This is a genomic window from Niallia sp. HCP3S3_B10, from assembly GCF_052064465.1.
Lineage (GTDB): Bacteria > Bacillota > Bacilli > Bacillales > Cytobacillaceae > Niallia > Niallia hominis.
Window position 1 is genome coordinate 1 of record NZ_JBQHVO010000143.1, and the last position, 1,106, is coordinate 1,106.

Annotated in this window: 1 protein-coding gene; it reads right to left on the reverse strand. The window is 33.2% G+C overall.

The window, feature by feature from the left end:
• Window positions 1-137: 137 nt before the first annotated feature.
• The gene (locus ACTNDN_RS24880; protein ID WP_031539218.1) at window positions 138-809 is read right to left on the reverse strand and encodes a 5'-methylthioadenosine/S-adenosylhomocysteine nucleosidase family protein; all 672 of its coding nucleotides are present in this window, start codon (window positions 807-809) and stop codon (window positions 138-140) included.
• Window positions 810-1,106 lie beyond the last annotated feature (297 nt).

A 1,106-nucleotide genomic window follows, 5' to 3' on the forward strand; every position in this document is an offset into this window, starting at 1 on the left:
TTAAAAGTAATTGTCAAGCACCTAAAGTGAGCGTTCTTAAAGCTTTGATAGACCTAAAACAAGGTCGATTTTCAAGGTGCGAAAGTTGAGTAATTAAAACAAACTTTTTCAAGAAAATGCTCTTCATTAAAATTCATTTATATAAATCTCTTTAAATATTCGCCAAATATTTTATTCATAACTTTGGGGGTATTTTCTAAATAAACATTAATTTGTTCCATATTTGATTCAAATTTATCAGCGTTTCTTTCATCTGTTGGAAAATCAGATATTCCTTTAATAATAATACATTCAACATTATTCTTCTTACAGATATAAGCAATTGCCCCCGCTTCTGTATCAGCTATTGTTATTTCGTTTTCTTTAAGCTCTAAATAGTCCTTCCACATAACTACTGCTTTATCAGCGGTGCCAATTGTTCCGGTATAAAAACCATTTCCATATTTAGACAAATCTATATCAACTATGAAAGATTGTTTAATAAAAGGCTCGATTTCTTTTACTGTGCAATCATATTGAACGGCTGCATCAGGTACAAAAATATCTAAATTACTGAACCTATCATCAATTCCTGCACATGTTCCAGCAACGATTACTTTCATTAAATTAAATTTAGAAATCATATACTGATTAGCACCAACACCATTTACTTTCCTTACACCAGTACTATAAAAAATAAGTTCGGTATCATTAATAGCTCTAATGAAATACTCCCCATAAGGATAACTAAAGCGTTCATTATCTTTTATGTCGAAATATTCCAATGTCGCTTCAAATTCCCACTTCGTTGCTATACTAATTCCTATCATCACCTTAACACCCTTCCGTCTTTACTCTGTTCACCAACAATTCGTTATCAATATGTAAATATCCTTTTTATTAACTTGCCCCGTCAGTTTACTAAGCTTATAGTAGAAAAAGAGGCTGAGACAAAAGTATTTCAACCAAAAAGATTTAAAAACGAAGTGAAATGGAGCGGAGGACGCTCGACTCCTGCGGGAAATAGAGACGCTTTAGACCCCGCAGCGCAGCGAGGAGACCACTGAAAAACTGATAGCTATTGATGATTGGTCGTAACCGCCTTTTAAACTTAGATGTGTAAATTG